The sequence below is a fragment of the Actinomadura sp. J1-007 genome, assembly GCF_009793335.1.
Taxonomy (GTDB): Bacteria; Actinomycetota; Actinomycetes; order Streptosporangiales; family Streptosporangiaceae; genus Spirillospora; species Spirillospora yumaensis.
In genome coordinates this window covers 7,469,093-7,479,928 of the sequence record NZ_WING01000001.1, presented here as the reverse complement: position 1 = coordinate 7,479,928, position 10,836 = coordinate 7,469,093, and the positions used below count along the sequence as shown (strand labels likewise).

Below are 10,836 nucleotides of genomic sequence, written 5' to 3'. Positions count from 1 at the left end.
GGGCGCCGCCGACCACCTCCGAACCCTCATAGCCGCCGCACGCCCCATAGAAAGCCCCCTGCTCACTGACCCGAAACCCCCATCCAAACCCTCCTCCCCACCTCTAATGCGGTAACCGTCGAGCGGGTTCAGCGGTGAGTGGCCAGTACTGCCGCGAGTCCTTCTTGCAGGTCCTTGATGAAGTAATCGGGTATCTCCAGCGACGGGAAGTGTCCGCCGGTTTCGGGTGACCTCCATCGGACGATCTGGCGGTATCGCTCCTGGGCCCAGGGGCGCGGTGTCTTCTCGATGTCGCGGGGATACATGCTGATCGCCGACGGGACGTCGACTCGCAGTTCGGGATCGAGCGAGTTGTGGCTTTCGTAATAGATGCGGGCCGACGACGCGCCGGTCCGCGTCAGCCAGTACAGGGTCACATTGTCGAGAACACGGTCTCTGGAAATCGTCTCGAACGGGCTGTCCTCGGTATCCGACCACTCGGCGAACTTGTCGAGGATCCAGGCGAGAAGCCCGACCGGTGAGTCGACGAGCGAGTAGCCGATGGTCTGCGGTCGGGTCGCCTGCTGCTTCGCGTACGCCGCGCGGTGGCGCCAGAAGTCACGGGTCTCCTCGGTCCACTTGCGCTCGACCGCCGTCAGCCCGTCCGTTGACAACCCGGGCGGCGCTTCCGCGAACGTCGTGTGGATGCCGAGGACGTGCGCCGGGAACCTCCCGCCGAGAACCGTGGTGATATTTCCTCCCCAGTCACCGCCTTGCGCCACGAACTTGCTGTAGCCGAGCCTTCCCATCAGTTCCACCCATGCGGCCGCGATCTTCTCGGTTCCCCATCCGGTAGTGGCCGGCTTGTCGCTGTGACCAAAGCCTGGGAGCGACGGAACCACGACGTGGAACGCCGGTGCTTCTGCATCGTTCGGGTCCGCCAGCCCGTCTACCACGTCGATGAACTCGGCGATGCTGCCCGGCCAGCCGTGCGTCAGGATCAGAGGAGTGGCGTCCGCGCGTGTGGAGCGGCGGTGCAGAAAGTGGATTCCCAGACCGTCAATTGTCGTGCGGAACTGGCCGATGCGATTAAGACGCTCCTCGAACGACCGCCAGTCGTACCCCGTGCGCCAGTAGTCCACGAGATCAACGAGGTCGGCGAGAGGAACGCCCTGTTCCCACCGGCGACGGCCGGGCGCGGCGCGCTGAACCGTCTCAGCCTCCGGTAGCCGCGCCGCGGCCAGTCGCGCGCGCAGATCGTCGAGATCGGCGTCAGTCGCGTGGGCTTCGAATGCTTGCACGTCGCCGGTGGGGCGGGACATGAGACCTCCTGGCCATCGCGGACCGGCCGCTACCTGCTGCGAACCGGCTAAGACGGTTCTAACATGCCGTCCGGCCGGCATGCAACCTGCTAAGGTGGTTCCATGCGTGCCAGGGTCCCTGAATTTCGTCTCGGTAATGTGCTGGCGACCAGCTTCACGGGGACTCTGACGGAACGTCGCGGCAATCCGGTCGAGCGCATTCCCACGCCGCAGCGACTCATCGACTGGCTGGCGGTGAACGGCCTGGCCGTGGAATCCTGCACCGCCGCCCAACTCGAACTCGCCCGGGAACTGAGGGAGTCGATTCACGCCGCCGCGACAGCGGCCGCGCTCCAGGAACCTCTCCCCGCGCCTGCCATCCAAGTCATCAATGACCGCAGCGCCCAGGGCCGGGCCGCGGCCGTTCTGACGCCCGAGGGCGATCGCCAATGGCGGCTCAGCTCGGCTTCCTGCGTGGAAGACGCCCTCAGCGTGATCGCCGCCGACGCGATCAGCATCATCGCGGGCGAACGAGACGGAAAACTGGCCCTGTGCGCATCACCGACCTGCCAAGCCGCCTTCTTCGACACCAGCCAAAGCCGCACCCGCAGATGGTGTGACATGAACACGTGCGGGAATCGCCACAAGAAAGCGCGCTTCATCGCCAACCAGCGCAAGAACTCCAGCCCTGCGTAGTAATCGCTAACTCGGTACGCCCAAGCAAACCCCACATCTGCCACGTTGGCCGCACCGTTCATGGCCGTTACAGCGGCGGGGGCGGTGGCGCCGCTTTCAATTGGCGGAGGAGACGCGGTCCCGAGAGTGGCGAGGGCCGTGAGACGCAACCGGTCCCGGCCGCGAAGGGCGGCCGGGACCGGCGGAGGGACGGGATCGTCAGTCGGCGCAGATCGCGAAGGCGCTGATGCCGACGTCGCTGTAGCCGATCTGGCGGCCGAGCACGATCCAGCCGCGGCCGTCGTCAGTGGGGAACGAGCCGACCAGGACGGCGCCGTTGCCCCGTGCCTCGCCACCGCCTCCGAGCACGCGCTTGCTGCCCGGGCAGTAGAGGACCCGGCGCTGGAAGTTGGGGACGTTGGCGTTCGGGAGGGTGACGAGCTGCCAGCCCGGCGGAAGGGCGGCGGCCCTCGGGCGGCCGGCTTGGCGGGGGCGCCGGCGCTCTGCGCGCTGGCCGCCCCGGTCGTGGCCAGGCAGGTCGCGGCGGCGGTGGCGGCCAGGGCCAGAGCGGTGGTCCTCATCGACGGCATCTGCTCTCCTTCGACGTTGGTCCCGCACCGCCGATCCCGAGGGACACCGGATACGCATGGGTATCCCGGGGGTGCGGCGGCGGGGAATCCAGTAAGGGTCGAACACGAAGAGTGTCCAACACATCACAACTGGTTTCCATATGATCCTGTGTCCAGATAATTACGGAGAGTGCTCAAAAGGTGATTGCGGAGCGCATTCACCTGCGTGATGAGTCCGTCACCTGCGGTGATAGAAGGTGGTCGTGGGACGGCTGTCCGCATCCGGCCGCCCGTTCCCCCGGCCCTTGACCCCGCCCCCGGACGGGCCGAATGACGGCAGGACCGACCCGTACGGATCAGATGTCGACGCGCCGGCGCGCCTCAGTCGTGGTGCCGACGGCGGAAGCGGAGCCTCCATCGGTTGCGGCTCGGCCTGCCGCCGCCGCTCGGCGTGGTGGTGCTCTGCGGAGGATCGTCGTCTGCGCCATGCTCCTGCCGCCAGCTCGCCACGACCTCGTCGATGTCGATCATCCGGCGCCCGAGCGGGGGGCCGGGCGGGGCATGCGCAGGTAAGCGGCGATCTTCTCGTTGACCGGTTCCAGGAGCTGGCGCACCCGCCGTTCAGACGCCGCCCCGGCCGCCTCGGCCAGGGCGTCCTCGATCTCCTTGCGCAGGGCCAGGGTCGGATGGGGCAGTGCCACGAGCCCCTCGCTGGCCAGCTTCTGCTTGATCCACCAGTTCTCGTCCAGCGGCTTGTTCGCGTCGGGCAAGGGCTTTCCCGCGCCGGGCAGGTCGGCGAACTCGCCCCGCTGCTCCGCCTCGCGGATCTGCCCGTCGATCCAGGACTCGAAGCTGAGCCCCGCGGGCTTTCGCTCGGTCATGACGGCATTGTCCCACGCTCGGAACGAGACATCATGCCCGGAACCGCCCGGACCCCGTCAGGTGGAGGCGGCACGGAACGCCACTGACCGGCACCGGGTTGCAGAGTGTGCAAATTCTGCAAATCGTGGATGCGGGAGAAGCACGGCGCGAGAGGCGTCGCGTCGCCCGGCGGGTCGCGATCCGCGGCGCGGCGGTACGGCTGGCGCTGGAGCGAGGCGGGCCCGACGCGGTGACCGTGGAAGAGATCAGCGAGGCGGCCGACATCTCGCCGCGGACGTTCTTCAACTACTTCACCAGCAAGGACCGGGCGTTCTCGATCGAGCCGCACCAGTGGACGACCGAAGAGATCGTTGCCGAACTGCGGGCCGCCGACACCGGCGAGGCGTCGGGTTCGGTACTGATGTACGGCGACTGACGCGACGAGCCGTTCCCGAGAGGGTGCGCCCGTCCGCGGATCACGCCTTCGACTTCCAGAACGGCCACGCCCACCTGAAGCCACCAGGTCAGACGCGGACTTCTGAAGTCGGACATGCCCGTCTTCGGGTGGGTGGTCGGCAGCCGGGCGGTAGTATCCCGGGACGACCACGGCGGGTCAGGGAGTGTGATCGCATGCGGCCGGCAGCGCCCCCGGCGGTCGTCCGAAGGCGATCGCGGCGTTGCTGCTCTGGCCGACGTTCTTCTTGCTGATCGGGTTCGGACTGATCGTGATGTTCGTCGGCGCCCAGGGGATCTACGCGGCTCACCGGCCGATCAAGTGCGGCGGCAAGGTGGTCCCCGAACACGGCCCGTACACCTGCTTCACCGGCTACGGCCCCCGCACCTACAGCGACCTCGCGCGGGAACGGCGCGACCGGGAGGAACGGGCCCCGTACTTCCTGGCGTTCGGCGCCCTGGCCGTGGCCGTCGGCGTGCCGGGCGTCAGGCGGACCACGCGTTACCTCGGCCGCATCCAGCGTTCCCTCTAAGGGCGAGCTCGGTTCCCTGGCGCCTGACTGGAACGGGTTCTAGTATTTGGCGACCTGTCGCCGTCGCCTGGAGCGGTTCGCATGAGGTTCACCTATGCCGAGGCCATGACCGACCACTCGTACTACCTGCCCCTGGCCCGCGCCGCCGAGGCGGCGGGGTACACGAGCTTCTCGGTCGCCGACTCGCTCGTCTACCCCAAGGAGTCCGACTCGACCTACCCGTACACCGAGGACGGGGACCGGAGTTTTCTGGAGGACAAGAGCTTCATCGAAACCTTCACCCTGATCGCGGCGATGGGGCGGTGACGAGCACGCTGCGGTTCACGCCGTTCGTGCTCAAGCTCCCGGTACGGCCGCCGGTGCTGGTCGCCAAGCAGGCCACGTCGATCGCCGCCCTCACCGGCGACCGGCTCGGCCTCGGCGTCGGGCTCAGTCCCTGGCCCGAGGACTTCGCGGTGATGGGCGTCCCGTGGGAACGGCGCGGAAAGCGGATGGACGAGGCCATCGACATCGTCCGGGGGCTGAGCACCGGCGAGTACTTCGAGTACCACGGGGAGATCTACGACCTGCCCGCGATCAAGATGACCCCGGCGCCCGCGCGGCCGATCCCGATCCTGGTCGGCGGGCACAGCGAGGCGGCGCTGCGGCGCGCCGTGGTCCGCGGCGACGGGTGGATGCACGCGGGCGGCGACGACCTGGACGCGCTGCTGGAGCGCCTGGCCCGGATCCGGGAGGCCGAGGGCAAGGCGGACGACCCGTTCGAGGTGCACGTGATCTCGTTCGACGCCTACACGCCGGACGGGGTGAAGCGGCTGGAGGACAAGGGCGTGACCGACGCGATCGTGGGCTTCCGCTGGCCGTACATCCAGGGGCCCGACACCGAGCCGCTGGCCAAGAAGATCGAGAACCTCGAACGCTTCGCCGAAACGGTGATCGCCAAAGTCCAGCCGTGATCTCGGAACGAGAACAGGTTATAGTTTCGGGTGCGGGTCGGACGCGGCCTCGTCGTCCGGTTCCAGCCGCGCCCAGACGTCGGCGAGGTTGCGCAGGTGCTCGTCGTCGAGCCGGTCGAGGAAGAGCCTGCGCAGGTCGTCGTGCTGCCGGCGCCATGCCTTGCGCAGGAGCGCCTTCCCTTCCTTGGTGAGGACCGCCGTGAAGCCGCGGCCGTCGCCGGCCGCCCGCCGCCTCTCGATCAGCCCGCGGCGTTCGAGCCGGTCGGCAAGCCGGGTGAACCCGCCGGTGGACATCAGCCGCTTCCGGGCGAGCTCCGACATCCGCATGCCGTTCGGACCGGCCTCGCCCAGCAGCGCCAGCACGCTGTACTCGGCCATGCTCACGTTCAACGGGGCGAGCCCGGCCTCGATCTCGCGCCAGATCCGATCGTGGGTGACCAGGAACCCCCTCCATGCCTGGTCTTCGAGCTCTCGCAGCCTGTCGGTCGCCATGAGCAGCACGGTATCGGCAGGTCATCCCGAATCCCAATCGGATCTGCCTGCCTGCACAGCGAGTCTTGTTCGCGGCGGCGAGGACGTGGGGCGCTCCCGCGGCCCGGCGCTCGCCGGGCGGCGCGAGAAGGGCGCTATCCGCCGGTTCGCAGCGTTGCTTCGCCTCCCGTCGCGCGGGCACGGAGCAGGTCCACGACGTCGGTGAGTCCGACCTCGATGCGCCCGTAGACGCGGGGGTTGAGCAGCGTCGTGCCGTCGAAGTCCCCGGCGGACGCGAAGAACGCGACCGGGACCGTCAGCGCCTGGAAGAAGGCGAACAGCGGCCGCATGGCGTGTTCCAGGACGAGCGCGTGGTGGTCGCCGCCGCCGGTCGCGGCGAGGAGGACGGGTTTGTTCGCGAGGGCGTACTGGTCGACCAGATCGAAGAAGTGCTTGAACATGCCGGGGTACGTGCCGCGGAACACCGGTGCGGCGGCGATGAGCAGATCGGCGTTCTCGGCCCGCCGGAGCGAGTCCTCGACGTCGGGTGTGACGTCGTCGCGCTCGATCGCTCCGGTGAACCCCGCGCCCAGCCGGTAGACGTCCACCCGGGACACCTCGATCGGGAGCATGCCCTTGAGGGTGCCGAGGACGACGTCCACGAGCCCCATCGTCTTGGACGGCTCGCTCGGACTGCCGTTGACGACGACGACTCGCAGGGACGGGGCCGTCCGCGTGACCGGGTCCGGGGGCGTACCCGCGCGACGGCGGTCATGCCGCGCTCCTGTCGAGCAGGGCGACCTCGCGGCGCACGACGGGCGCGACCTCGGTGCCGAGCAGTTCGATCGCCTCCAGGTGCTCCTTCTGCGGCACGCCGCCGAAGCCCATCTGGATGATCGCGCGGTTGAGGCCGTACACCTCGTGGTAGGCGAGCAGCTTGTCGATGATTTCCTGCGGGCTGCCGACCAGCAGCCCGGCGGCGGGCGAGGACTGGGCGTCGAACGCCGCGCGCGGGATCGGGAACCCGACGCCGCGCTGGTGGTTGTTGTCCATCATGCCCTTGGCGAAATAGGGGTACATGGTGTCCCGCGCGCCCTGGCTCGTGCGCCCGACGAACCCGTGCGTGTTGATGCTGATCGGGAGCGCGTCCGCGTCGTGCCCGGCGTCCGCCGCGGCCGTCCGGTAGAACTCCACGGTCTCCTCGTGGGAGGCGAGCGGTCCGAGCAGCAGGGCCAGCGCCATGGGCAGGCCGAGGCGGCCGGTGCTGATCGCCGACGCGCGCGATCCGCCGACCCCGACCCAGACCGGGATGGCGCCGCCGTCGGCGCGGGGCGCGATGTCGGCCTCGACCAGGGGTGCGCGGAAGCGCCCTGACCAGGTGAGCGGGTTCCGTTCGCGGATCTTGAGCAGCAGGTCGAGCTTCTCGCGGAACAGGTCCGCGTAGTCCTTCAGGTCGTACCCGAACAGCGGGAACGACTCGGTGTACGAGCCGCGCCCGGCGATGATCTCCGCGCGGCCGGCCGACAGCAGGTCGATCGTGGCGAACTGCTCCCAGACGCGCACGGGGTCCTCCGAGCTGAGCACGGTGACCGCGCTCGTGAGCTTGATGTTCTCGGTCTTCTCCGCTGCGGCGGCCAGCAGGACGGTCGGCGCGGACCCCACGAAGTCGGTGCGGTGGTGCTCGCCGACGCCGAAGACGTCCAGGCCCACCTGGTCGGCGACCCGTGCCTGCTCGATCGTCTCCCGGACGCGCCGCCGCGGGGACGGCGGGGTCCCCGTGACCGGGTCCTCCGTGAGCTCCCCGAACGTCATGATGCCGATCTCGAACGACATGTCGTTCCCCTCTCTCCGCTCGGAGGCCACGCGCCCCCGTTCATCGATCCACCCCCAAGAACCTGCCTGTGCAGATAATTATTTCTGCGCCTGCGGCCGGTTTTCCTGGGTGGATGGCGATGGCGGACGCCTGAGAGGACGTTGAACTGGGCTTCGTACGAGCTCATCGGGCCCCGCGGCAGGCGGCGGTCCTGAACTTTCGCGATCAGAACGCCGCGCCGTGGATTCCCGGCCGCGGCTGGGCGTGCGGCGGCGCGCGCCTCACGTCGGGTGATCGTCGGGGTTGCCGTGGGGCCGGGTCAGTCCCGGCGTTCGACGCGTTGCAACGCGCCCCAGTTGCCCTCCTGCGCGGCCACGATGCGATCCGCCTCCGCGAGCACCGAGTCGGCGATCCACGCGACGGCCTGGCGGCAGTACACGACGGGCTCGTTGTCCGGGCCGCGTCCCCGCTCCTCCCCTTCCAGCACCCATGGCCGTACGCCCGGGCCCTTCTGGCGCTCCAGGTGGCTGTAGTCGTGCAGGCGGCGCGCCACCCACACCCGCAGGGGCGCCGCCCCCACCACTCCTCCACCTTCAGGGGTTGGCCGACAGGCCCGGCAGCCGGGCTCCCGTCAGGTCGTCCTTGCTGGACGCCGAGGCGTCGGTCTCGGGTCCGCGCGACCACCGGATGAACAGCTCCGGCCGCTCCGCCACGAGATCGGCCAGCTCGTCGATCGTCTCGAGTGTGGGAATGCCCATGTCCCGTCCCCCCTCGGCTCTTGTCGATCTCGGTGGCGTAGAACCGGTGCTACCCGTTTGGAGCGGCTGAACGCATCGGTCAGTACGGGCAGAGCGTCACACTCCCGGGCAGAGCAGGCGGGTCTGTTAGGGTCCGGCGGATGTCGGCCAGTGGACCGGCCTCCGCGTGGCGCGGCGCGGCGGCGCTGCGCCCGGGATGGCTCCTGTACGCCGGCGTGGTCGGGACGGCCTCCCCGCACGCGCACCACACCGTCCAGGTACTCGCCGCCCGCGGCGGCGAGTTCGAGCTGGCCGACGGGCACGGCGGACGGGTCGCGTGCCGTGCCGCCGCCATCCCGGCGGACGCGACGCACGCGGTCCTGCGGGGCTCTCCCGACGCGGTCCTCCTGCACATCGACCGCGACTCGGCCACCGGCCGCGCGCTGAACGCCTGCGCCCGCGACGCCGCGTCCTGGGCGAACGCCGCGCGGTCCCTGCCGATCCCCGCGGCCGCGGGGCTGGCGGGCGCCGAGGCGTTGGCGGCGGCACTGCCGCGCGTGCCCGCCGGGCCTCCGGCGGCGCGGCATCCGGCGCTCGCACGTGCGCTGCGCGCGGTGGCCGTCCGGCTGGACCGGTCGGCGCCGGTACGTCTCGGGGACGTCGCGCGGGAGGCGGGCCTGTCCGAGGGCCGCCTCGCGCACCTTTTCCGGGACGAGTTGGGGCTGCCGTTCCGCCCGTACGTGCTGTGGCTGCGAATCCAGCGGGCCACGGAACTGGTCGCGGCGGGCGAATCGCTCACCCTCGCCGCGCACGGGGCCGGGCTGGCGGACAGCGCGCACCTCAGCCGGGTCTGCCGCCGGATGTTCGGCATCGCGCCGTCCGAGTTCACCCGGGGAATCCGGTGGGCCGTCGGTGACGCGCCGCGCTACGGCGGGCCGATCCGGTAGCAGGTTCGTTCAAGCGCCCGCGTGACACGGTCGGACAGTCTCAACGGCATGGCTTCCCGTTTCCTCATGCCCGCCCGCGTCCGCGTCTCGTTCGAGAACGAGTTGCACCGGGCCGCCACCGCCGCCGACCCCGACACCATGTGGACCGCCCTCGAACGCGCGCACATCCTGTCGCAGCGGTGGGCCTGGGAGCACACCCGAGCGCACTGGCTGATGCTGCGGCTCGCGCTGGCCTGCCGCGACCGGCGCGAGGCGTTCGGCCAGGTCGTCCGGCTCGTCGTGGCCGGTCCCGGGTCTCTGATGGGCCGCGCGCCGGTGGGGAACACCGGCCGCACGGCGGTCGGCCTGCACACCGTGCTGCCGGTCCCGGACGACCTGGCCGCCGTCCTCGACGCCCCGCAGGACGGAGTTCCAACGCCTTGACCCGACAGACGCCGCAGGGCCGGGTTTCAGCACGTCGCCCCGCGACGCTGAACGGACGCCCCGTAGAGTGCCGGCATGGCTAGTCGCATTTCCGAACTGGTGATCGATTGTCGGGACCCGCAACGGCTGGCGGCGTTCTGGTGCGAGGTACTGGACTTCGCCGTGCTCGACACCGACGACGACGGCTCGGTGGAGATCGGACCGCCGGAAGGGTTCGGCGGTTTGCAGCCGACCCTGGTCTTCAGCCCCACCACCGAGCCGAAGACGGGCAAGCTGCCGCTGCACATCGACGTCAACGCCACCGACCGCGACCAGGACGCCGAGTTGGAGCGCCTCCTCGGACTCGGGGCGCGCCCCGCCGACGTCGGCCAGACCGGCGAGGAGTCCTGGCACTGCCTGGCCGACCCCGAAGGGAACGAGTTCTGCCTCCTGCGCACCCGCCTGGACTGAACCCCGCCGCACGCACCGAGCCCGCGTGACCTCCCCACCGAGGTCACGCGGGCTCGGCGGTTCTCGGGCGGCACGCGGACGGCTTTCGGCACGGTCCCGCCACGCCCGCCCACTTTTTGCCTCTGAAGAAAATTTGCTTCAGAAGCAAGTTTCTGTAGTGTGGGCGGTGTGAGCGGACTTCGGGAACGGAAGAAGGAAGCCAGGCGGACGGCGCTGAGCTGGGCCGCGGTACGGCTCGCCGTGGAGCACGGGTTCGACGCGGTCAAGAACGAGGACATCGCCGAGGCGGTCGGCGTGTCTCCGCGCACGTTCAACAACTACTTCTCCAGCAAGGCCGAGGCGATCGCGTTCCGCTACCTCGAACGCTCCCTGCGCGTCGCGGACGAGCTGCGCCACGGGCCCCCGGACGAGCCCTTGTGGGAGGCGATCGACCGCGCCGTGCTGCGGCAGTTGCAGCCCGGCCCGGAGGTGGGGCACCTGCCGCCGCAGGAGCCCCCGACTGGGTGGCCGGCCTGCGCGTGATGCTGGCCGAACCGGCGCTGGAGGTCGAGATGCTGCGGGCGAGCAAGATCGCGGAGCGGGAGCTCGCCGCGGCGATCGCCGAACGAACGGGCACCGACCGCGGGACCGACCTCTACCCGGGCCTGGTGGCCGCGAGCGTGATGGCCGCC

18 protein-coding genes and 1 pseudogene are annotated in these 10,836 nt (G+C 70.1%); 10 read left to right on the top strand and 9 right to left on the bottom strand.

Translation table 11 applies throughout. The features are described from left to right. Positions 1 to 128: 128 nt before the first annotated feature. Positions 129 to 1,301, bottom strand: a complete 1,173-nt coding sequence (locus tag GEV43_RS34125) for an epoxide hydrolase family protein (RefSeq protein ID WP_160824186.1) — start codon at positions 1,299 to 1,301, stop codon at positions 129 to 131. A 102-nt stretch (positions 1,302 to 1,403) separates the two neighbouring features. Between GEV43_RS34125 and GEV43_RS34120 the strand changes: the two genes are divergently transcribed. After that, a complete protein-coding gene (locus GEV43_RS34120; protein ID WP_160824185.1) occupies positions 1,404 to 1,976 on the top strand; it encodes an ABATE domain-containing protein in 573 nt (190 codons plus the stop codon). A gap of 198 nt (positions 1,977 to 2,174) precedes the next feature. Here GEV43_RS34120 and GEV43_RS34115 read toward each other — a convergent pair whose 3' ends face one another. The 3 genes from GEV43_RS34115 to GEV43_RS34110 form a co-directional block, all read right to left on the bottom strand. Beyond that, positions 2,175 to 2,573, bottom strand: coding sequence for a hypothetical protein (locus GEV43_RS34115; RefSeq protein WP_206681413.1), 399 nt, complete (start codon positions 2,571 to 2,573; stop codon positions 2,175 to 2,177). Between the two features lie 332 nt (positions 2,574 to 2,905). Beyond that, the gene (locus tag GEV43_RS51815; protein ID WP_241683146.1) at positions 2,906 to 3,055 is read right to left on the bottom strand and encodes a hypothetical protein; all 150 of its coding nucleotides are present in this window, start codon (positions 3,053 to 3,055) and stop codon (positions 2,906 to 2,908) included. Continuing rightward, complete coding sequence (locus tag GEV43_RS34110) at positions 3,052 to 3,405, bottom strand: DUF1992 domain-containing protein (protein WP_241683145.1); 354 nt, start codon at positions 3,403 to 3,405, stop codon at positions 3,052 to 3,054. Before GEV43_RS34110 ends, GEV43_RS51815 begins: the two co-directional genes overlap by 4 nt. A 125-nt stretch (positions 3,406 to 3,530) precedes the next feature. Here GEV43_RS34110 and GEV43_RS55405 point away from each other — a divergent pair, with 125 nt between their 5' ends. From GEV43_RS55405 to GEV43_RS34095, 4 genes are all read left to right on the top strand, one after another. Continuing rightward, positions 3,531 to 3,821 (top strand): helix-turn-helix domain-containing protein, encoded by a 291-nt coding sequence (locus tag GEV43_RS55405; protein ID WP_160824184.1) that lies wholly within the window; start codon positions 3,531 to 3,533, stop codon positions 3,819 to 3,821. Between the two features lie 241 nt (positions 3,822 to 4,062). Then, complete coding sequence (locus GEV43_RS34100; protein WP_160824183.1) at positions 4,063 to 4,371, top strand: hypothetical protein; 309 nt, start codon at positions 4,063 to 4,065, stop codon at positions 4,369 to 4,371. Positions 4,372 to 4,452: 81 nt separating this feature from the next. Continuing rightward, a complete protein-coding gene (locus tag GEV43_RS48535) occupies positions 4,453 to 4,677 on the top strand; it encodes a hypothetical protein (RefSeq protein WP_206681412.1) in 225 nt (74 codons plus the stop codon). Then, entirely contained in the window at positions 4,674 to 5,324 is a 651-nt protein-coding gene (locus tag GEV43_RS34095) for an LLM class flavin-dependent oxidoreductase (protein WP_206681411.1), read from the top strand. Before GEV43_RS48535 ends, GEV43_RS34095 begins: the two co-directional genes overlap by 4 nt. Positions 5,325 to 5,342: 18 nt before the next feature. On the opposite strand, the gene GEV43_RS34090 is transcribed toward GEV43_RS34095, so the two are convergent. From GEV43_RS34090 to GEV43_RS53405, 5 genes are all read right to left on the bottom strand, one after another. Beyond that, complete coding sequence (locus GEV43_RS34090) at positions 5,343 to 5,816, bottom strand: MarR family winged helix-turn-helix transcriptional regulator (protein ID WP_160824182.1); 474 nt, start codon at positions 5,814 to 5,816, stop codon at positions 5,343 to 5,345. Positions 5,817 to 5,950: 134 nt separating this feature from the next. After that, a complete protein-coding gene (locus GEV43_RS34085) occupies positions 5,951 to 6,514 on the bottom strand; it encodes an NAD(P)H-dependent oxidoreductase (RefSeq protein WP_160824948.1) in 564 nt (187 codons plus the stop codon). Between the two features lie 52 nt (positions 6,515 to 6,566). Further along, on the bottom strand, positions 6,567 to 7,628 hold the full coding sequence (locus tag GEV43_RS34080) for an LLM class flavin-dependent oxidoreductase (protein WP_160824181.1): 1,062 nt from the start codon (positions 7,626 to 7,628) through the stop codon (positions 6,567 to 6,569). A 299-nt stretch (positions 7,629 to 7,927) separates the two neighbouring features. Continuing rightward, positions 7,928 to 8,188 (bottom strand): DUF6098 family protein, encoded by a 261-nt coding sequence (locus GEV43_RS53410; protein WP_206681410.1) that lies wholly within the window; start codon positions 8,186 to 8,188, stop codon positions 7,928 to 7,930. Positions 8,189 to 8,201: 13 nt separating this feature from the next. Continuing rightward, positions 8,202 to 8,366 carry a DUF6098 family protein gene (locus tag GEV43_RS53405; RefSeq protein ID WP_206681409.1) on the bottom strand — a complete coding sequence of 55 codons (165 nt, stop codon included), beginning with the start codon at positions 8,364 to 8,366 and terminating at the stop codon, positions 8,202 to 8,204. Positions 8,367 to 8,506: 140 nt separating this feature from the next. On the opposite strand from GEV43_RS53405, the gene GEV43_RS34070 reads away from it, so the two are divergent. The 5 genes and pseudogenes from GEV43_RS34070 to GEV43_RS51805 form a co-directional block, all read left to right on the top strand. Next, entirely contained in the window at positions 8,507 to 9,292 is a 786-nt protein-coding gene (locus GEV43_RS34070; protein WP_160824180.1) for a helix-turn-helix transcriptional regulator, read from the top strand. Positions 9,293 to 9,340: 48 nt separating this feature from the next. Next, positions 9,341 to 9,715: a DUF3703 domain-containing protein gene (locus GEV43_RS34065; RefSeq protein ID WP_160824179.1), complete on the top strand. Its 375-nt coding sequence runs from the start codon at positions 9,341 to 9,343 to the stop codon at positions 9,713 to 9,715. 75 nt (positions 9,716 to 9,790) lie between these two features. Then, positions 9,791 to 10,165, top strand: a complete 375-nt coding sequence (locus GEV43_RS34060) for a VOC family protein (RefSeq protein WP_160824178.1) — start codon at positions 9,791 to 9,793, stop codon at positions 10,163 to 10,165. 168 nt (positions 10,166 to 10,333) lie between these two features. Next, positions 10,334 to 10,687 (top strand): TetR family transcriptional regulator, encoded by a 354-nt coding sequence (locus GEV43_RS48520; protein WP_241683144.1) that lies wholly within the window; start codon positions 10,334 to 10,336, stop codon positions 10,685 to 10,687. Continuing rightward, positions 10,687 to 10,833 (top strand): annotated as a pseudogene (locus GEV43_RS51805) (TetR family transcriptional regulator); the annotation flags it as partial. The gene GEV43_RS48520 and the pseudogene GEV43_RS51805, both read left to right, overlap by 1 nt. Positions 10,834 to 10,836 lie beyond the last annotated feature (3 nt).

Bases quoted from the DNA above. Each gene is read 5' to 3' on its own strand.
- GEV43_RS34125 (WP_160824186.1), bottom strand. From the start codon at position 1,301: ATGTCCCGCCCCACCGGCGACGTGCAAGCATTCGAAGCCCACGCGACT.
- GEV43_RS34120 (WP_160824185.1), top strand. From the start codon at position 1,404: ATGCGTGCCAGGGTCCCTGAATTTCGTCTCGGTAATGTGCTGGCGACC.
- GEV43_RS51815 (WP_241683146.1), bottom strand. From the start codon at position 3,055: ATGATCGACATCGACGAGGTCGTGGCGAGCTGGCGGCAGGAGCATGGC.
- GEV43_RS34110 (WP_241683145.1), bottom strand. From the start codon at position 3,405: ATGACCGAGCGAAAGCCCGCGGGGCTCAGCTTCGAGTCCTGGATCGAC.
- GEV43_RS48535 (WP_206681412.1), top strand. From the start codon at position 4,453: ATGAGGTTCACCTATGCCGAGGCCATGACCGACCACTCGTACTACCTG.
- GEV43_RS34090 (WP_160824182.1), bottom strand. From the start codon at position 5,816: ATGGCGACCGACAGGCTGCGAGAGCTCGAAGACCAGGCATGGAGGGGG.
- GEV43_RS34080 (WP_160824181.1), bottom strand. From the start codon at position 7,628: ATGTCGTTCGAGATCGGCATCATGACGTTCGGGGAGCTCACGGAGGAC.
- GEV43_RS53405 (WP_206681409.1), bottom strand. From the start codon at position 8,366: ATGGGCATTCCCACACTCGAGACGATCGACGAGCTGGCCGATCTCGTG.
- GEV43_RS34070 (WP_160824180.1), top strand. From the start codon at position 8,507: ATGTCGGCCAGTGGACCGGCCTCCGCGTGGCGCGGCGCGGCGGCGCTG.
- GEV43_RS34065 (WP_160824179.1), top strand. From the start codon at position 9,341: ATGGCTTCCCGTTTCCTCATGCCCGCCCGCGTCCGCGTCTCGTTCGAG.
- GEV43_RS34060 (WP_160824178.1), top strand. From the start codon at position 9,791: ATGGCTAGTCGCATTTCCGAACTGGTGATCGATTGTCGGGACCCGCAA.